At 72.3% G+C, this 19,407-nt stretch carries 11 protein-coding genes; 8 read left to right on the top strand and 3 right to left on the bottom strand.

Annotated elements, in window-relative coordinates:
* The first annotated feature begins 155 nt into the window (after positions 1–155).
* The 4 genes from ACIQD7_RS17560 to ACIQD7_RS17545 all read left to right on the top strand — a co-directional run bounded on the left by ACIQD7_RS17560 (position 156) and on the right by ACIQD7_RS17545 (position 13,656).
* Positions 156–3,872, top strand: coding sequence for a LamG domain-containing protein (locus ACIQD7_RS17560; RefSeq protein WP_402442562.1), 3,717 nt, complete (start codon positions 156–158; stop codon positions 3,870–3,872).
* Positions 3,873–3,984: 112 nt separating this feature from the next.
* Complete coding sequence (locus ACIQD7_RS17555; RefSeq protein WP_402442560.1) at positions 3,985–10,542, top strand: RHS repeat-associated core domain-containing protein; 6,558 nt, start codon at positions 3,985–3,987, stop codon at positions 10,540–10,542.
* 72 nt (positions 10,543–10,614) lie between these two features.
* A complete protein-coding gene (locus tag ACIQD7_RS17550) occupies positions 10,615–11,478 on the top strand; it encodes a hypothetical protein (protein WP_402442559.1) in 864 nt (287 codons plus the stop codon).
* A 159-nt stretch (positions 11,479–11,637) separates the two neighbouring features.
* Positions 11,638–13,656, top strand: a complete 2,019-nt coding sequence (locus tag ACIQD7_RS17545) for a thioredoxin domain-containing protein (RefSeq protein WP_402442557.1) — start codon at positions 11,638–11,640, stop codon at positions 13,654–13,656.
* Between the two features lie 79 nt (positions 13,657–13,735).
* Here ACIQD7_RS17545 and ACIQD7_RS17540 read toward each other — a convergent pair whose 3' ends face one another.
* A complete protein-coding gene (locus ACIQD7_RS17540; RefSeq protein ID WP_053640312.1) occupies positions 13,736–14,143 on the bottom strand; it encodes a rodlin in 408 nt (135 codons plus the stop codon).
* 296 nt (positions 14,144–14,439) lie between these two features.
* Here ACIQD7_RS17540 and ACIQD7_RS17535 point away from each other — a divergent pair, with 296 nt between their 5' ends.
* Complete coding sequence (locus ACIQD7_RS17535; protein WP_163013977.1) at positions 14,440–14,586, top strand: hypothetical protein; 147 nt, start codon at positions 14,440–14,442, stop codon at positions 14,584–14,586.
* A gap of 97 nt (positions 14,587–14,683) precedes the next feature.
* On the opposite strand, the gene ACIQD7_RS17530 is transcribed toward ACIQD7_RS17535, so the two are convergent.
* Entirely contained in the window at positions 14,684–15,082 is a 399-nt protein-coding gene (locus tag ACIQD7_RS17530) for a rodlin (protein WP_383417734.1), read from the bottom strand.
* A gap of 219 nt (positions 15,083–15,301) precedes the next feature.
* Between ACIQD7_RS17530 and ACIQD7_RS17525 the strand changes: the two genes are divergently transcribed.
* Positions 15,302–15,712 carry a rodlin gene (locus tag ACIQD7_RS17525; RefSeq protein ID WP_383417731.1) on the top strand — a complete coding sequence of 137 codons (411 nt, stop codon included), beginning with the start codon at positions 15,302–15,304 and terminating at the stop codon, positions 15,710–15,712.
* Positions 15,713–15,995: 283 nt separating this feature from the next.
* The gene (locus ACIQD7_RS17520; RefSeq protein WP_121833284.1) at positions 15,996–16,229 is read left to right on the top strand and encodes a chaplin; all 234 of its coding nucleotides are present in this window, start codon (positions 15,996–15,998) and stop codon (positions 16,227–16,229) included.
* Positions 16,230–16,316: 87 nt separating this feature from the next.
* Here the strand turns inward: ACIQD7_RS17520 and ACIQD7_RS17515 are convergent, their stop codons facing one another.
* The gene (locus tag ACIQD7_RS17515) at positions 16,317–17,630 is read right to left on the bottom strand and encodes an ATP-grasp domain-containing protein (protein ID WP_402442553.1); all 1,314 of its coding nucleotides are present in this window, start codon (positions 17,628–17,630) and stop codon (positions 16,317–16,319) included.
* 156 nt (positions 17,631–17,786) lie between these two features.
* On the opposite strand from ACIQD7_RS17515, the gene ACIQD7_RS17510 reads away from it, so the two are divergent.
* Entirely contained in the window at positions 17,787–19,397 is a 1,611-nt protein-coding gene (locus ACIQD7_RS17510) for a glycoside hydrolase family 26 protein (RefSeq protein WP_402442551.1), read from the top strand.
* The last annotated feature ends 10 nt before the right edge of the window (positions 19,398–19,407 follow it).

The following is a 19,407-nucleotide window of genomic DNA, read 5'->3' as shown; positions in this document are numbered from 1 at the left end:
ACCGCCTTTCCTGTCTCCGCGAGGAAAAGAAATCATTGACCATGCGCGTTCAAGAAGGGCATAGTCGGCAGCCGCTGTGATGATCGTGTACATCCCGGGGGGAAGTTGTGCTGTCGATGTCGGCGCGCCGTGCCGAGCGCAGGGCCTGTCGCAGAGTGGGCAGAGCGCGCGGAACGGCCGCGTTCGCCGTGGTCGTGGCCGTGTGCGGGACCACCGTCCTGGCGGGTGTCCCGGCCCCGGTCCCGGCGGCGCACGCGCAGCCCTCCACCGCCCGGGCCGCGGAATCCGGAGAACCGCCGTCCGAGGCCGAAAAGGCCTCGGAAAAGGCCGCGGAAACCGGCGAGCGCGTCGAAATCGTCGGAGAGCGCACGCCGTACGAAACGACCTACGCCAATCCGGACGGCGACACCTATTCCCTGTCGATGTCCACCGTGCCGGTGCGGGCGCGGGCCGGGAACGGCTCCTGGACCGAACCGGACGCCTCGCTGGAGCGCCGGCCCGACGGCACGGCGGGCCCCAGGGCGGCCGTCGTCGACGTGTCCTTCTCCGGCGGCGGCGACGGCGCGGACCTGGTGAGCGTGACCGACGGAGACCGCGCGCTGACGATCGGCTGGCCCGGCGAGCTGCCCGCGCCGACCCTGGACGGCCCCACCGCCCTGTACCCGGAGGTGCTGCCGGGCGTCGACCTGCGACTCACCGCCACCACGCAGGGCTACCGCCAGGTGCTGGTGGTGAAGTCGGCCGAGGCGGCCGCCAACCCGGCACTGAGGGAACTGGAGTTCCCCGTCGACGCCGACGGCCTCACCCTCCGCGGAGGCACGGGTGGCGGCCTGGAGGCCGTGGACACCGACGGAAATCCGGTCTTCCGCACCCCGGCCGCCCGGCAGTGGGACTCGGCGGGCGACGCCCCCGCCGACCGGGCCTCCGACACAGCGGCCCGGCCGCTCGCGCTCCCCGGGAAGAGCACCGCCGCCCCGGTCGACGCGGACGGCGAGCCGGAAGCCGACCCGGCCACCGGGCCGGGCGACGGCGACGTGACGGCGGTGCTCCCCGTCACCGTCGGCGCGGACTCGATCACCGTCGTCCCGGACGCCGGGCAGCTCGCCGACACCGGCACCGTCTACCCCTTGTACATCGACCCCGACGTCTCCTGGGGCGAGGCCGAGCGCACCCTGCTCTCCTCCGACGGAGACACCTTCTACAACTTCTCCGGCGGCGACGACGGCAAGGGCGTCGGCTACTGCGGGACCTACGTAACCGGCGGCTACGCCTACGTCTGCGGCTCCGGCTACAAGCAGCGCATGTACTTCGAGTTCGCGCCCACGGCCCTGCGCGGCAAGCGCGTCCTGGACGCCACCTTCCGGGTCACCGAGCGCTGGTCGATGTCCTGCACGAAGACCCCCGTACAGCTGGTCCGCACCCCCAACATCTCCTCCGGCACCAAGTGGCCGGGGCCCACCACCAACTGGGACGTCATGGGCGACCGCACGGTGTCGGCCGGCCGGGGCACGGCCTGCTCCCCGAGCCAGCCCGACGCGCCCATCGAGTTCAACGACGACCCGGCGCAGAGCTACGAGAACCTCACCCCGACCGTGCGGGCCTTCGCGAACGGCGACTTCTCCCGGTTGACCCTCATGCTGAAGGCCGCCGACGAGTCCGACCCGAACGGCTGGAAGCGGTTCGACGACGACGCCGTCCTCGATGTCGACTTCGTCGGCGTCCCGGCCCCGCCGACCAGCCCCGGAGTGCTCTCCGGCGAGGTCTCCTCGTGCGAGACCGACGCGAGCGCCCCCGACGTCCTGTCCGACCCCACCCCCACCTTCACCGCCGTCGCGCAGACCGCCCCGGGCGGTGAGAGCGGTGCCGACCTGCGCCTCCGCTTCTACGTGCAGCGGCTCAACGGCAGCAGCTGGGAAGTGGCGACCGAACCGGTGCGGCCGTTCAGCCCCGCCTACGTCAACGACGGACAGAAGGTGTCGGAGAGCTCACCGGTCACCCTGGCCAACGGCGGGACCTACCGGATGGCGGTCTTCACCCGCTCCTACTACAACGGCGGCGGAAGCCACCTGGAGTCGCACAGCACCCTCACCACCAAGGGCTGGTGCTACTTCAAGGTCGACACCACCGCACCCAAGGCCCCGGTGATCACCTTCAACGGCCCGTACTCGCCGTGCACCGCCAACGACTGCGCGGCGGCCGGCGGCCCCGGGGTCAAGGGCTCGTTCACCTTCTCCCCGGCGTCCGGCGACGCGAGCACGGTCGTCGCCTACCGGTACAAGCTCGCCTCCGCCTCCGCCTGGTCGGCACCGGTCAGCGGCACCACGGTCACCCGGGCCATCGCACCCGACCTGGCCGGCACCCAGGTCCTGCAGGTGCGCGCGCTGGACAACGTGGGCAGCGGGCGCTGGGGAGCCGTCGCCGGCGTGCGGTTCAACGTACGGGAGGGACAGGGCGCCACCGGCCGCTGGACCTTCCTGGACGGCGCCGCGAACCCGGCCTCGAAGACCGCCTCCGACACCGCCACCGCCCCCGGCATTCGGCACCCGGCGACCCTGTACCCCTCCGGCTCCGGCTGGTCCGCGCTGGCCCGGCGCGGCGCGGGCGACCGCTCGCTGTGGCTGAACGACACCTCCGACAGCACCCTGCAGACCGGTTACGCCGCCACCTCGGCGCCCGTGGTCAACACCCAGTCCTCCTACACCGTGTCGGCCTGGGCCTACCTCACCGACACCTCCGCCTACCGGGCGGTGCTCTCCCAGACCGGCACCGACCACTCGGGCTTCGTCCTCTACTACTCCGCGGGCGTCAAGCGCTGGGTGTTCCGCTACAACTGGCTCGACGGCTCGGGCACCCGGCAGATGGTCACCATGAACGCGGCGGCCGAGGGCCCCCCGCTCAAGGTGTGGACCCACCTCGCCGCCGTCTACGACGCCGAGGCGCGGACCATCCGGCTCTACGTCAACGGCCGCCCGCAGGGCGCCGGGGTCACGGTGCCCGCCGGCGGCGAGAAGCAGACTCCCGACGGCGCCTTCCAGATCGGCCGCGCCAGCTACGTGTACGGCGACTTCACCCAGTACTGGAAGGGCCGGATCGACGAGGTCGCCGTGTTCCAGGAGGCCCTGACACCGGCCGAGGTCGCCAAGGAGGCCCGGCTGCTCGATGCCGACAGCACCGCCACGGCCACCGAACTGGTCGCCGCCTGGAACCCGGACGGTGCCACCGGCACCTCCCTGACCGACACCCTGACCGGCTACAACCGCGTGCTCGCCCTGTCCGGCGGCGCCTCGCTGGACGGCGAGGCGATCGTCCTGGACGGCACCGACGACGCCGCCGTCACCGCCGGACCGGTCGTCGACGGGACGGGGTCGTTCACCGTCACCACCGAGGTCGAGCTGGACCAGGCGCGGCTCAACGCCAAGGGGACCGGATTCATCGGCCAGGTCCTCGGCCAGCGCTCCGCCGACGGCTCCGCCTGGGGCCTGTGGTACGAGACGACCGGCACCGAGACCCGGTTCGACGACGAGGACAACCCCTACGAAGTGCCCGTCGGATTCTGGCGGTTCGGCCGCCTGGACGCCTCCGGCACCTTCACGGCCGTCGACTCCGACAGCGCGGCGGTGGTGGGCAGCCGGGTGCGGCTCACCGGCGTGTACGACGCGCAGGCGGGGACCATCGCCCTCTACCTGGACTCCACCCAGAACGACACGGACACCCCGTACACCGCGACGGCGGGATCCGGCGACTTCGCCGTCGGCAAGGCCTACGTGGGCGGCTCCTGGGGCCGCCACCTGCCCGCACGTGTCTCCGACATCCGGATCTGGGCGGGCGCGGCGGCGAGCGGCACCCAGGTGGACTCCCTCGTCAACGGCTGAACCCCGGCGGACGGTGCCCTCCGGCCGACCCCGGACGGGCACCGCCCGCCTCCTCCGGCTCCTTTCCATCCTCCTCCGGCCGTACGCGGCCGTGCCTCGACAGGGGTGTGTCGTGAAAACCGGTACAACAACACCGCGCTGGAAGCGCGGCGGACGGGCCGGGGCGGTCGCCGCCCTGGTGCTCGCGCTGGCCTCGGGCGCGCTGCCCGCCGCCGGGCCCGCCTCCGCGGCGCCCGGCGGCGGCCTCGGCCGCCCCCAGGTACCCGAGCAGCGGGACAGCGACGTGAGGGCCGTCACCGGCCCGGGCGCGGAGAGGACCAGAGCCGCGGTGGCCGCCGTACGGGCGGACAACGAGAGCCGGGTGCGCCGGGCGGCCGCCGAACGGCACGTCGCCTGGCCCGCCGCGGGCCGTGCCTCCCTCACCCTGTCCGGGGGGCGCTCCCGGTCCGCGACCGCGGCGCCCGGCGGGCTGCCCGTCACCGTCGTCGCGTCCGGCGATCCGAAGGCCGCCGCGGGCGCCTCCGACGTCCGGGTCCTGGACCGGTCGTCCGCCGAGGCGGCCGGGGTGCGCGGCCTCCTGCTCACCGCCTCCGCCGAGCGGCCCGGCCGGGCACGCCTCACCGTCGACTACGGCGCCTTCGCCTCCGCGTACGGCGGCGGCTGGTCGGGCCGGCTCGGTCTGACCCGCCTGCCGGCCTGCGCCCTGACCACCCCCGGCCGGGCGGAGTGCCGCACCGGCACCCCGCTCGCCACCACCAACGACCCCGCCGCGCGGACCGTCTCCGCCGACGTCCCGCTCGGCACGGCCGCGGCGGGCGCCACCGTCCTCGCGCTCGCCGCCACCTCGCCCTCCTCGGCGACCGGCGCCGGGACGTACGCCGCCACCCCGCTGTCGTCCTCCTCCACCTGGCAGGCGGGCGGCAGCGCCGGATCGTTCACCTGGTCGTACCCGATGAGCGTGCCCCCGGCGGGCGCCGGTCCGGCACCAGTCCTGCAGCTCGCCTACGACTCCGGTGCGATCGACGGACGCACCGCCTCCACCAACAACCAGACCACGCAGATCGGCGAGGGCTTCGACCTGTCGACCTCGTCCTACGTCGAACGCTCCTACGGAAGCTGCGACAAGGACGGCCAGAACGACAAGCACGACCTGTGCTGGAAGTACGACAACGCCTCGCTCGTCCTCAACGGCAAGGCGAGCGAACTCGTCAAGGACGACACCACGGGCACCTGGCGGCTGGCCGACGACGACGCCTCCACCGTCACCCACCTCACCGGCGGGGCCAACGGCGACGGCGACGGCGAGCACTGGACGGTGACCACCGGCGACGGCACCCGGTACTGGTTCGGCCTGGACAAGCTCCCCGGTGCCGGGACCGAGCGCACCGAGTCGGTGTGGACCGTCCCGGTCTACGGCGACGACAGCGGCGAACCCGGCCACGCCCAGGGCTCCTCCTTCGCCGACCGCTCCACCGTGCAGGCCTGGCGGTGGAACCTGGACTACGTCGAGGACCTCTCCGGCAACGCGGCCAGCTACTGGTACACCAAGGAGACCAACGCCTACGGCGCGAACGGGGCGGAGAAGGCCACCACCGAGTACGTCCGCGGCGGACACCTCGACAGGATCCTCTACGGCCAGCGCAAGGACTCCCTGTTCACCGGCGTCACCGCCGACAAGATCACCTTCACCTACGCCGAGCGCTGCACCGCCGCCGACTGCTCGGAGCTGAAGGAGTCCACCGCCTCCGACTGGCCGGACGTGCCCTTCGACGCGATCTGCCGGAAGGCCGCCGACTGCGACGCCCACAGCCCGGCGTTCTTCACCCGCAAGCGGCTCACCCGGATCGACACGTGGGCCTGGTCCGCCACCGCGTCGGCCTTCGCCCCCGTCGACTCGTGGGCGTTCGCCCAGGAGTACCTGGACGGCGGTGACATCGGCGACAGCTCCGACCAGACCCTGACGCTGAAGAGCGTCCGGCGCACCGGGAAGAACGGCACCGCGATCACCCTCGACCCGATCGCGTTCACGTATCAGATGCGCGAGAACCGGGTCGACGCCACCGACGACATCCTGCCTCTGAGCCGCCCCCGCGTGGAGAGCGTCACCTCCGAGACCGGGTCGATCACCCGGGTCTCCCTCTCGCAGCCGGAGTGCGTGCGCGGCACGAACATGCCGGCGGCCGAGGACGACAACGCCCGCCCGTGCTACCCGCAGTTCTGGGGGATCAACGGCGCCGCCGAGTCCACGATCGACTGGTTCCACAAGTACCGCGTCCTCGCGGTCACGGTCTCCGACCCGACCGGCGACAACGACGCCACCCAGACCTCCTACGCCTACGCCGACCCCGCCTGGCACTACAACGACAGCCCGCTGGTCGCCCCCGACGAACGGACCTGGTCCGTCTGGCGCGGCTACGGACGGGTCACCACCACCAAGGGCGCCGGAACCTCCGCCGTCAAAACGGTCACCGTGTACCGGCAGGGCATGGACGGGGACCGGGTCCTGGGGCCCGACGGCGAACTCGACCCCACCGCCCGCCGCTCGGCCACCGTCCGGGGCATCGGCTTCACCGGCCTGACGGTGCCCGCCCAGACCGACAGCGACCAGTACGCGGGCATGGTGCGCCAGCAGATCTCCTACAACGGCTCCGTCCCGGTCGGCGTCACCGTCCTCGACCCCTGGTCGAAGCGGACCGCCACCCAGCACAAGTCGTACGCCGACACCGAGGCGTACTTCGTCCGCACCGCGAAGACCTCCACCCACACCCATCTGACGGCCACCGGCGGCTGGCGCACCACGACCACCGCCACCACCTACGACGACTACGGCATGGCCGCCACCGTCGACACCACCGGGGACACGGCCAAGACCGGCGACGAGACCTGCACCCGCACCTGGTACGCCCGCAACGACGCGGCGGGCATCAACTCGCTGGTCTCCCGCACCCGCACGGTCGGCCGCCCCTGCTCCGTCGCGGAGAGCGCGCTGAACCTCCCGGCGTCCTCCGCCGTCCGCGGCGACGTCCTGTCGGACACGGCCACGTCCTACGACGACCCCGCCGCGACCGCGTGGAGCGCGCACCAGACCCCGACCAGGGGCTTGAAGACCTGGGGCGGACGGGCCTCGGCCTACCCGGCGGCCGCGACCGGCGGCGAGCGCCACCCCACGGCCTGGCAGACCACCGGCAGCAGCGCCTTCGACGCCCTGGGCCGGGTGACCACCTCCACGGACGGCGCCGGCCGGTCCACCACCATCGCCTACACGCCCGTCGCCGCGGGCCCGATGACCCGCATGGTCCTCACCAATCCCAGGACGCAGAAGTCGTACACCTACCACGACCCGGGCAACGGCCAGGTCACCAAGGTCTACGACGTCAACACCCGCCTCACCGAGACCACGTACGACGCCCTGGGCCGCACCACCGCCGTCTGGCTGCCCAACCGCAGCCGGTCGGGCGGACAGAGTGCCAACTACGTGTACGGCTACTCCGTCGGCAACGACCGGCCGTCCTGGACCTCGGCCGGGTCGCTCAAGGCCGACGGCGACACCTACAGCACCTCCTACACCGTCTACGACTCGCTGCTGCGCACGCTGCAGACCCAGTCGCCGACCGCGCTCGGCGGACGGCTGCTGACCGACACCCGCTACGACAGCCGCGGCCTGGTCCACGAGACGTACGCGGACGTCTTCGACGCGGACCACACCCCGAACGGCACGTACACGCGCGCCGAGTACGGCGAGGCGCCCAAGCAGACGGAGACCTCCTTCGACGCGGCGGGCCGTCCCGTCACCACCACCCTGTACGTGTACGGCGTCAAGCGCTGGACCACCCGCACCGGCTACACCGGCGACTCCACCGCCACCACCGCCCTGTCCGGCGGCTCCGGCGTCCGGGACGTCATCGACGCCCTCGGCCGCACCGTGGAGCGCCGCGAGTACGCCGGGACCGCCACCACCGACGCCGCCTACGACGGGGTCGCCGGCACCTCCTACACCAGCACCAGGTTCACCTACACCCCCGACGGCAAGCAGTCCACGGTGACCGGCCCGGACGGGGCCACCTGGAGCTACGGCTACGACCTGTACGGCCGCCAGGTCGCGGCGACCGACCCGGACAAGGGCACCACGACCACTGCCTGGACCGTGCTCGACCAGGTCGCCCGGGTCGGCGACGCCCGCGGTGCCGCCCTGCTCTACGAGTACGACGTGCTGGGCCGCAAGACGGGGGAGTGGTCGGGCTCCAAGACGGACGCCAACAAGCTGACCGCCTGGGCCTACGACACCCTCGCCAAGGGGCAGCTGGACTCCACCACGCGTTACCAGGGCGGTGTGACGGGCACCGCGTACACCAAGAAGGTCACCGCCTACGACGCGCTGTACCGGGCGACAGGCAACCAGCTGGTGCTGCCCGCGGGCGACCCGCTGGTCACCTCCGGCGCCGTGAAGTCCACCCTCGACTTCTCCACCGCCTACAACCTCGACGGCACCCAGCAGTACATCAACGAGCCGGCTGCCGCCGGGCTGGCGGCGGAGAAGGTGGAGGCCTCGTTCAACGACGTCGGCCTGCCCACCGCACTCTCCGGCAAGAGCGGCTACGTCCTCGGCGCCTCCTACTCCGCACTCGGCGAGAACAACCAGCTCACCCTGGGCGTCTCGCAGGCGACCGGAGTCAAGAAGGCCTATCTCACCCAGACCTGGGAGGAGGGCACCGGACGGCTCGCCCAGTCGGTGCTCACCGACCAGACGCACCCCTACGAACTCCAGGAGCTCAACTACACCTACGACGACTCCGGGAACGTCACCTCCATCAAGGACCCGACCACCCTGGGCGGAACCTCCGCCGCCGACAACCAGTGCTTCGCCTACGACGGCCACCGCCGCCTGACCGAGGCCTGGACCCCCGCGGGCGGCGACTGCGCCGCCCCCCGCACCGCCTCCGGCCTGGGCGGCCCCAGCCCCTACTGGACCTCCTACACCTACACCGACGCCGGACTGCGGGCCACGGAGACCAACCGGTCCGCCACCGCCTCCACCACCCGCACCTACTGCTACGGCTCCGCCAGACCGCACGCCCTGACCGCGACCACCACCGCCGCCTCCTGCACCGGCGTCGCCGCGGCCTACACCTACGACGAGGCGGGCAACACCAGGACCCGGCCCGACGGCGCCGCCGCCCAGACCCTCTCCTGGTCGCCCGAGGGCAAGCTGGCCGAGGTGAAGGAGGGCGCGTCCGCCACCGGCTACCTCTACGACGCCGACGGCAACCTGCTCGTCCGCCGCAACGCCTCCGGGGAGACCGTCCTCTACCTCGGCACCACCGAGGTCCACCTGGACGGCACCACCGGAAAGTTCTGGGCCCAGCGCTACTACGGGTTCGACGGCAACGCGATCGCCCTGCGCAGCAACAAGTCCGGCACGGACACGCTGTGCTGGCTGGCCGCCGACCGCCACGGCACCTCCACGGTCGCCGTGGACGCCACCACCCAGGCCGTCGCCAAGCGCTACACCACCCCGTTCGGCGCCCCCCGCACGGGCGGCACCGGAAACTGGCCCGACGACAAGGGCTTCCTCGGCAAGACGGCCGACGCCTCCACGGGGCTGACCCACGTCGGGGCCCGCGAGTACGACCCGCTGACCGGCCGGTTCATCAGCGTCGACCCGCTCCTCGAAACGGACAAGCAGCAGACCCTCAACGGATACACCTACGCCGCCAACAACCCGGTCACCTTCTCCGACCCGACCGGCAACGCCGTACCCGAATGCCTGACCGGACAGATCAAGTGCCGGGCCGGCATCCCCGTCTCCACCGTCAAGGACCCCGGATCCGGCGACAAGGGCAAGGGCAACGGCAACGGCGGCGGGGGAGGCAACGGGAACGGGAGCGGCGGCAACGGCAACGGCGGCGCCACCGTCGTCCGCAACGGCGGCGAGAGCAACGTCGGCAGCGCCTGCGCCCTCACCTTCGGGATGAGCGGCCACGACGCCGCCGTCTGCCAGTCCGGCTACGCGGCGCAGGTGTGGGCCATGGAGTACAAGGTCGAGGGCTACGTGACCGTCGACGTCGGCGACGGCGGCACCACCGCCAACTCCGTCCCGAACGCCAGCGGCAACGCCACCGGCAACGACGGCGCCGCGGACGTCATCCTGTGGACCAAGGACAAGGTCTACATCTGGGAGGTCAAGCCGGGCAACGAATACGGCAAGAAGGACGGGCCCAAGGACCTGACCCGGTACGTCGAGGGAATGAAGGACCACTTCGAGGACGTGGGCGACGGCCGGGAGGTCGAGCGGGGCAGGGACCTGCTGCCCGGCAAGGCGGCTTCCCGCGAGGGCCTGATGAACGTCTGGTCCAAGGCGGACTACCCGGGTATGCGTTTCTACGGGCGCTCCGACCGGCGCAAGCCCACGCCCAAGCCCAGCCCGCTGCCCAGGCCCGGCGCGACCGCCCAGAAGCCGGTGCAGGAGCCCGCACCCGGCACCGTCGACGCCCCGATGCCCGAACCCGCACCCGGCCTGACCGGTTCGCCCACCGGCAGCAACTCGGGCAACGGCGGGTTCGAGATCTCCCCGGGCACCCAGAAGGCGGGGGCCGGCGCGGCCGTGTTCGCGGGCGTGCTGTTCACGGTCGGCTTCTTCATCAACGGCCTGACCGGGGGAGCCTTCGCCTGACCCGGTCCGCCGCCCGGCCCGATAGGGTCGGGCGGCGGCGAGCCCCAGCACGACGAGGAAAGGAAACCACCGGTGGACGACGAGACCCCCAGCACGGACGTCACCCTCCGGGCCACGCTCGACGAACAGGCCGCCGCGCCCCGCGGCGAACTCCTCGTCCACTGGTTCCGCACCGCGACCGACCTCCTCTTCCCCACCGGGAAAAGGGAGTTCTCCGACTCCTGGGCACTGGTTACGGAGTCGATCGACGGCGCCCGGGAGGTCCGTGTGCGCGACGTGCGCGCCCACTGGCAGCACCTGGCCGACGCGCTGCGGCCCTCGCCGTTCTACGCCGCGGCGGGCTTCCACGAGCCGTCCCCCGGCGACGGCGACGACTGGATCGACGACTCCGGCCGGATCGGCGGTGCGCGAGCGGGCCGCGGCGGCAGCCACACCGAACTGTCGGCACAGCTACGGGGCGGCGAGCGCATCGCCGACGCCGCCTGGTGCGCGCACCTGGTCGACTTCCTCGCCACCGCCCTGGACGGCGCCGACCCCGCCTTCGCGCGGATCGACCACCTCTCCTTCGAGGAGACTACCGACCTGGAGGCGGCCCTGAAACGCCCCCAACGCCAGGCGCTGCGCGAATCCCGGACCCTTCTGCGCGGCTACTCCTGGGTCACCGGCCTCCCCGCCGAACTGGCCGCCCGCCTCGGCGGCCCGACCGCCCTGAAAGCCACCGGCGCCTTCCACGCGGTCCACGAACTCCACGCCGGCGGCCTCCTGCTCCAGGCCACCGAAACCCTCGCCGACTACGACCACCCGCACATGAAGGCGGTGTTCCACGCCCTGGCCCCGGTACTCCCACCGGGCACCCCCGAAGAGGCCCCCGACCGCCCCACCCCCCGAATCGTCTTCGAGGACGCGAGCGCTCCCCGGCCCGACAGCGGTTCATGACCTCCATGGCCCCACGCACGACGGTGCCCGTACGAGCCGCTCGGCCAGAAAAGGGATGGAGGCGCCCACACGTGCCGGCGCGCACGCGCAATCCGGCCAAGCGAGGCAGGCTCGCGGGGTTTCGCCGGTCGCGCCGGCCGCTGTGAGAGGCTGGATCACATGAACCGGCTGGCTGGTGTGACCTCCCCGTATCTGCTTCAGCACGCTGACAACCCGGTCGACTGGTGGCCGTGGGGACCCGAGGCGTTCGAGGAGGCGCGGCGGCGCGACGTGCCCGTCCTCCTGAGCGTCGGTTACTCCGCGTGTCACTGGTGCCACGTCATGGCCCACGAGTCCTTCGAGGACGAGACCACCGCCGCCCTGGTCAACGACAACTTCGTCGCCGTCAAGGTCGACCGGGAGGAGCGGCCGGACGTCGACGCCGTCTACATGGAGGCCGTTCAGGCGGCCACCGGGCAGGGGGGCTGGCCGATGACCGTCTTCCTCACGCCGGATGCCGCGCCGTTCTACTTCGGGACGTACTTCCCGCCCGAGCCCCGTCACGGAATGCCCTCCTTCAGCGAGGTCCTGGTGGGGGTCCGGGACGCCTGGGCCGGGCGGCGGGGGGAGGTGGACGAGGTCGCGGAGCGGATCGTCAAGGACCTCGCCGGCCGCTCCCTCGCGTACGGCGGCGACGGCGTCCCCGGCGAGGAGGACCTCGCGCAGGCCCTGCTCGGCCTCACCCGCGAGTACGACGCCACCCGCGGCGGCTTCGGCGGCGCGCCCAAGTTCCCGCCGTCGATGGTCCTGGAGTTCCTGCTCCGCCACCACGCCCGCACGGGCTCCGAAGGTGCCCTCCAGATGGCCTCCGACACCTGCGAGGCGATGGCCCGCGGCGGCATCTACGACCAGCTCGGCGGCGGCTTCGCCCGCTACGCCGTCGACCGCACCTGGACGGTCCCGCACTTCGAGAAGATGCTGTACGACAACGCCCTGCTCTGCCGGGTGTACGCGCACCTCTGGAAGGCCACCGGCAGCGACCTGGCCCGCCGGATCGCCCTGGAGACCGCCGACTTCCTGGTACGGGAACTGCGCACCCCCGAGGGCGGTTTCGCCTCCGCGCTCGACGCCGACTCCGACGACGGCACCGGAAAGCACGTCGAGGGCGCCTACTACGTCTGGACCCCCGCGCAGCTCTCCGAGGTGCTCGGTCCCGAGGACGCCGCCGTCGCCGCCGCCCACTACGGCGTCACCGAGGACGGCACCTTCGAGGAGGGCAGCTCCGTCCTCCAGCTCCCGCAGGACACGGGCGTCGCCGACGCCGGGCGGATCGCCTCGATCGCGGACCGGCTCCGCGCCGCCCGCGACGAGCGCCCGCGCCCGGGCCGGGACGACAAGGTCGTCGCCGCCTGGAACGGCCTCGCCGTCGCCGCCCTCGCCGAGACCGGCGCCCTCTTCGACCGCCCCGACCTGGTCGAGCGCGCCACCGAGGCCGCCGACCTGCTCGTCCGGGTCCACATGGACGAGGGCGCCCGCCTCACCCGTACGTCCAAGGACGGCCGGGCCGGGGCCAACGCGGGCGTCCTGGAGGACTACGCCGACGTCGCCGAGGGCTTCCTCGCCCTCGCCGCCGTCACCGGCGAAGGCGTCTGGCTGGAGTTCGCCGGCTTCCTCCTCGACCTCGTCCTCGACCGCTTCACCGCCGAGGGCGGCGCGCTGTACGACACGGCCCACGACGCCGAGGTCCTCATCCGGCGCCCCCAGGACCCCACCGACAACGCCACCCCGTCCGGCTGGACCGCCGCCGCCGGAGCCCTGCTCTCGTACGCGGCCCACACCGGCTCCGAGGCCCACCGGGCCGCCGCCGAAGGGGCCCTCGGCGTCGTCAAGGCCCTCGGCCCGCGCGCGCCCCGCTTCATCGGCTGGGGCCTGGCCGTCGCCGAGGCCCTCCTCGACGGCCCCCGCGAGATCGCCGTCGTGGGCGACCCCGGCGACGAGGCCTTCCGGGAGCTGCGCCGTACCGCCCTCCTCGCCACCGCCCCCGGCGCCGTCCTCGCCGCCGGCGCCCCCGGCGGCGAGGAGTTCCCGCTCCTGGAGGACCGGCCGCTGGTGGCCGGGGGGCCCGCCGCGTACGTCTGCCGCCACTTCACCTGCGACGCCCCCGTCACCGACCCGGACGCGCTGCGCCGGAAGCTCTGAGAAGGGCCGGGAACGGGGACGGCCCCGCCACCCCTCCGAAGAGGGGCGGCGGGGCCGCTCCGGAACCGGGGCCGGTCGCTCAGCCGTTGCCGGCGCCGTTGCCCGACAGGACCGGGATGTCGCTGAGGATGTGCGACAGCGGCTCGTCACCCTTGGCCTGGGTGGAGTTCTCGACGCACTGCTGGTTCTGCGGGGAGGACAGGACGTTGATGTCCTGGACCGTGATCGGGACGAGGCCGATCAGCGAACCGGCGTTGACCTTGGCCGGCAGGCCCACGCACGGCTTGTTCAGCGAGCCCTGGACCAGCGCCAGCTGCGGGCTCATGTTGCCGTAGGTCGCGGAGTTGCCGTACACCTGGCTGGCACCGTTGCCGCTGAGCGAGGTGGTGCCCCCGTCGTCGGCGATCGCGAGCGCCTGCCCGGCACCCGTCGCCGTCACGCCGAGGACGGACGCGGCCACAGCAGCCGTAGCGAACAGCTTCTTCATCAGTTCAGGCCTTTCGGATACTGGCCCGCCGATTGCCGGGCCGTACTGATCAACCGGTCAAAATCCCGGAGGTTCCGGGAAGTCCACCGGACGGACTACGGGCAGATGAGCGAAATACCCTCGTCCGCACCGTGTTTCGAGCCGCTCGCACACAGGTGCGCGACGCGACATGAAGAGGGTGAATCACCCTTCCGCGGCCTTTGTGTAATGATGCGGGAATCGCAGCGGAAGGAGCGAAGATGGCGCCGGACCCCGGGAAATGGGAACGGATGGCCTTCATTCCGAAGAGCCGGTACGTGAGCGACCCGACCCCCGCCGACCGCACCCCTTTCCCCGTCTATTCCGCCCTGGTGACGCAGTGGACGCAGGCGGGCCGCGCGGTGCCGGGGATGCCGGACCGCGAGTGGGAGCGCCTGATGGCGGCCCCGGTCTGGCCTCGCTGAGCAGCGGAGGCCGGTGGGCCGGGGCCGAGAGGCCGAAGCCGGGCAGCGAAAGGGGCCGCTCCCGAGGGAGCGGCCCCTGACGCGTGGAACGCGAACGTCAGTTGTTGCCGACGCCGTTGCCCGACAGGATCGGGATGTCCTCCAGGATGTGCGACAGCGGCTCGTCGCCCTTGGCCTGGGTGGAGTTCTCGACGCACTGCTGGTTCTGCGGGGACGACAGGACGTTGATGTCCTGGACGGTGATCGGGACGAGACCGATCAGCGAACCGGCGTTGACCTTGGCCGGCAGGCCGATGCAGGGCTTGTTCAGCGAGCCCTGGACCAGCGCCATCTGCGGGCTCATGTTGCCGTAGGTGGCGGAGTTGCCGAACGCCTGGGTGGCACCGTTGCCGCTGAGCGAGGTGGTGCCGCCGTCGTTGCTGATGGCGAGGGCCGGGGAGGCCACAGCGGCGATGGAGACGGCCGCGGCCGCGGTGGCCATAACCTTCTTGAACACGGGAGTTCCCTTCTAGAACCGGCTCCGTGCAGGGAGCCACCCGATCAACAGGGAGCCGGACGCCGGGGTTCCGCCGTGTCACCCTCTTGGCGGAGCGCGCGCGGCAGCGCGAAACGGGACCCCAGTCGAACGGGTGAAGAGCCGGAACCAAACCCTCCGACGGCAGTTGAGCCGGTCGCATCAATCAGGTCGATTGGTGGGAACAGGAACGGAATCACCGTGATCAAGAAGATTGTGGCGGCTGCGGCTGTTGCGGCCTCCGTCGTCGGCGCTTCTGCCGCGGCGGCCTCCCCGGCGCTGGCCATCGCCGACGACGGCGGCACCACCTCGCTCAGCGGCAACGGTGCCATCTCGGCGTTCGGAAACTCGGAGACCGCGGGCGACCAGAGCCCGCAGCTCACCCTGATTCAGGGCACGCTGAACAAGCCCTGCCTCGGTATTCCGGTCAAGGGCAACCTCGGCTCCCTCGTCGGCGTCGTCCCGATCACCGTCCAGGACGTCAACGTGCTGTCCTCCCCGCAGAACCAGCAGTGCGCGGAGAACTCCACCCAGGCCAAGGGCGACGAGCCGCTGTCGCACCTCCTCAGCGACATCCCGGTCCTCTCCGGGAACGGCATCGGCAACAGCTGATCCGGAGCGCGTACGACCGGTTCGCCGTGACGGGGCCGGAAGGGAACCCCGTGTTCCCTTCCGGCCCCGTCCGTTTCCGGAACCGTTTCGTGTTCATCCGTCCTTGTGCCGTGCGGGCGATTCCCTACGGGCAATGGGGTGAAACAATCCCCTCCGGTGTTATTCCGGTTTCCTTTGTGCGGGATGTTCGTTGTGTTGTGTACAGCGGAGGCCGGGGAACTTCCCTCCCCGGGCATCACGAGATCCGTGAGAATTCTTCCGCCAAGGAAAGGATCCAGACGAAATGAACTGTAAGAAGGCTGCGGCCGTCGTCGCCGGAATCGTCCTGGCCATGGGTGTGGCGTCGCCCGCCTTCGCGGACGCCGACGCGGAGGGTGCGGCCGTCGGCTCGCCCGGCGTCCTGTCCGGCAACGTCATCCAGGTCCCGATCCACATCCCGGTCAACGTCTGCGGCAACAGCGTGAACGTCATCGCGCTGCTGAACCCGGCCCTCGGCAACGTCTGCGTCAACGACTGACCCGACGCGGTACGCGGACAGGCACGGGGCCGGCCCCGGGGAGCACGCGCTCCCCGGGGCCGGCCCTTCGTCGTGCCGCCACCGCGTTCAGCGGGGGGTGAGCCGGTCGGAGGAGGCCTCCGGGGCGCTCCGGGGCGCCGGCGGCGCGGCGGTGAGCGCCGGGCGCGCCCCGCCGGACGTCCACCGCCCGCGCAGCGCCGCCAGGGCCTTGCGCAGCAGGTGGGCGAGCCAGGTGCGGCCCATGGCGAGCGCGGGCAGCGGATCGTCGGCCGCCCACCACGCCCACTCGGTCCGCCGCCGCACCCCGCCGGTCTCGGCCGCGTACCTCCGGCGCGGGACGGCGAGCAGCGAGAGCAGCGCGTAGTTCTCGGCCACGAACCGGCGCCCGTACGCGGGGGAGGGCGGGGGTACGGGGCGCCCGGTGAGGTCCAGGTGGAGCGCCCGGACCGCGTCCAGGCCGTCCTGGTCGGCGAAGAGCCGGAACTGCGCGCCGGGCCGGGGGTTGAAGTCGAGCAGGTGGTACGCGCCGGTCGTCCGGTCGAGCCGGAAGTCCAGGTCGCACACGCCCCGGTAGCCCAGCGCGTCGAGCAGGGCGCGGGCCGTCCGGTCCACGGCCGGGTTCACCGTCCAGCGGCCCGTGGCGGTGAGCCCGGCCCCGGTGGGCCAGGAGCGCTCCTTGCGGCCGGTCGCCCCGGTCGGGCAGCGGCCCGCGGAGTCCACGTACCCCTGGAAGAACCAGTCCAGGTCGCGGCCGGCCGGGAGGAGCTCCTGGAGCAGCAGGCGGCTGCCGGCCTCCGGGGAGCGGGCGTATAGCTCCCGGACCTCGGCGAGCGAGCGCACGATCGACGTGCTGCGCAGCCCGGCGCCGGCCGGCAGCAGCCAGGGCCTGCTCCACTTGGCGACCACCGGCAGGCCGAGCGCCCAGGCCATGGCGGCGGCCTCGTCGGCACCGGTGGGGAGTGCGGTACGGGGGTGGGGGAGGCCCAGGGCCGCGCAGGTCTCGGCGAGCGCCGCCTTGTCGGCGACCCGCAGCAGTTGCGCCTCGGTCTGCTCGGGCAGCAGGAAGCGCGGGGCGAGTTCGGCGCGGCGGCGGGCCAGGGCGAGCGCGGTGACGTCGTCCAGCGGGACGGCGAGCAGGGGCGCCGAGGGCCCGTCGGAGACCTCGTCCCCGACCCGGAGCAGGAAGTCGGCCAGCTCGGCGGAGGTGGTGGCGGCGGGGCCGGGGCGGGCCGACCGGAGGTGGCGGGAGCGGGCCACCGGACTCGTCCGCGATTCGACGACGGCGTGGACCGGGATTCCCGCCCGGCCCAGGGAGCGGACCGCCCCGAGGGTGCCGTGGTGAAAGGGGTTCCGGTCGAGCCGCACGAGGACGGCCGGGACGCGGGTGTCAAAACTCGGCACGTCGTGCCCTTCGTCTCGGTGCACCAACCGGGCGATCAAATCCTCTAATGGACTAGCGAGCAGAGGAAAGTCGAGTTCACGGACGGCTTATTAGGAATACTTTCAGAACATCGGATTGACGATCCATCACCTGTCGCACGACGTGGAGGAGCGGCCATGAAAGCTGCATGTCGGAGAAGTTCGAGAGCGTGGCTGGGGGTGTTCACCGCCGGCCTTCTCGCCTCGGGTTCCCTCGCGCTGTCGCCCCCCGCCGGTGCCGCCGAATCCGCCACGGAACGGGAGGCGGAAGGAACGGGAAGGACGCGGGAGGCACGGGAGACCGCGCCCACGGTCGCCGGTGCCATGGGCGCCTTCCTCTCCTCGGGCGCGTACGGGGTCGCCCGCATCGCCGAGCTCGAACGCTGGCTCGGCGGCCGCGAACTCCGCGTCGGCCACACCTACCTGCCCGGCGACCGCTGGAAGAACATCGAGGGCCCCCCGGGCTTCCTCGACGCCTGGGCGGACTGGCGCAACGAGAAGGCCGACCGCCTCTTCGTCCTCAACGTCCCCATGATGGAGCGCAACGAGGCCCGCGTCCCCGACGCCGAGGTCCGCCGCCTGCTCCGGCTCGGCGCGTCCGGCGCCTACGACCACCACTTCAGGACCCTCGCCCGGCGCCTGGTCGAGCTGGACGCGAAGGACACCGTCCTCGTCCTCGGCTGGGAGATGAACGGCACCACCTACACCCACCGGTGCGGCCCGGACCCCGAGGCCTGGAAGGCGTACTGGAACCGCATCGTCGCCGCGATGCGGTCCGTCCCCGGCCAGGAGTTCCGCTTCGACTTCAACCCGAGCCGCGGCCGCGACGCCGTTCCGTGGACCGAGTGCTACCCGGGTGACGGCGTCGTCGACATCATCGGCATGGATTCGTACGACCAGCCGCCGGGGAGCAGTTTCGACGAGCACGTCAACGAGCCGTACGGCCTCCGGAAGCAGGTCGAATTCGCCGCCGAGCACGGAAAACTGATCTCCTATCCGGAATGGGGGCTCTTCCGGAACGGCGACAACCCGGAATACATGCGGCGGATGCTCGAATGGATGAATCAGCACAAGCCGCTGTACCACACGATCACCGATTACTGCCCGCACGGCGTCTGGCAGTGCGACGACAACCCGCGCTCCTCGCTGGTGTTCCGCCAGATGCTGTACGGGAAGGAGCCGGAACTCCCGACGCAGCCGGAGCCGCAGCCGACACCCACGCAGCCGACATCCGAGCCGACGCCCGTACCGACGCAGCCCACGCCGACGGAGCCCGTCCCGACGGAGCCCACGCAGCCGGAGCCGAAGCCCGAAGCGACTCCGATCCCGACGCAGCCGACCCCGACCCCGACGCCGACCCCGACTGCGACGCAGCCGACTCCGGTCCCGACGCCCACCCCCACGCCGACTCCGACGCAGTCCGAGCCCAAACCCGCGCCCACCCCGACTCCCACCCCGACACCGACCCCCACTCCCACCCCGACCCCGACACAGCCGAAGCCGGAACCGGAGCCCACTCCGACCCCGACCCCCACCCCCACGCAGCCCGAGCCCAAGCCCGCGCCGACCCCCGTGCCCGAGCCCACGCCCGTACCCCTGCCCACCCCCGCCCCGAGCTGCTGGGCCGTCAACCTCGGTTCCTGGGTCGAGAGCTGGATCGGCGAGCCCGTCTGCGTCCAGAAGGACTCCTGGAAGAAGGAGGCCGACCTCGGCTGGAAGGACGCGCTTAAGGGCGTCTGGCCCTTCTGACCGGAGCGGA

Source organism: Streptomyces sp. NPDC093071, assembly GCF_044754545.1.
GTDB lineage: Bacteria > Actinomycetota > Actinomycetes > Streptomycetales > Streptomycetaceae > Streptomyces.
Note: the sequence above shows the minus strand (reverse complement) of the source record. Positions and strands in the feature narration are given on the sequence as shown.

Coding starts and splice junctions, on each gene's coding strand:
- ACIQD7_RS17520 (WP_121833284.1), top strand. CDS start 15,996: ATGAACTGTAAGAAGGCTGCGGCCGTCGTCGCCGGAATCGTCCTGGCC.
- ACIQD7_RS17545 (WP_402442557.1), top strand. CDS start 11,638: ATGAACCGGCTGGCTGGTGTGACCTCCCCGTATCTGCTTCAGCACGCT.
- ACIQD7_RS17510 (WP_402442551.1), top strand. CDS start 17,787: ATGAAAGCTGCATGTCGGAGAAGTTCGAGAGCGTGGCTGGGGGTGTTC.
- ACIQD7_RS17540 (WP_053640312.1), bottom strand. CDS start 14,143: ATGAAGAAGCTGTTCGCTACGGCTGCTGTGGCCGCGTCCGTCCTCGGC.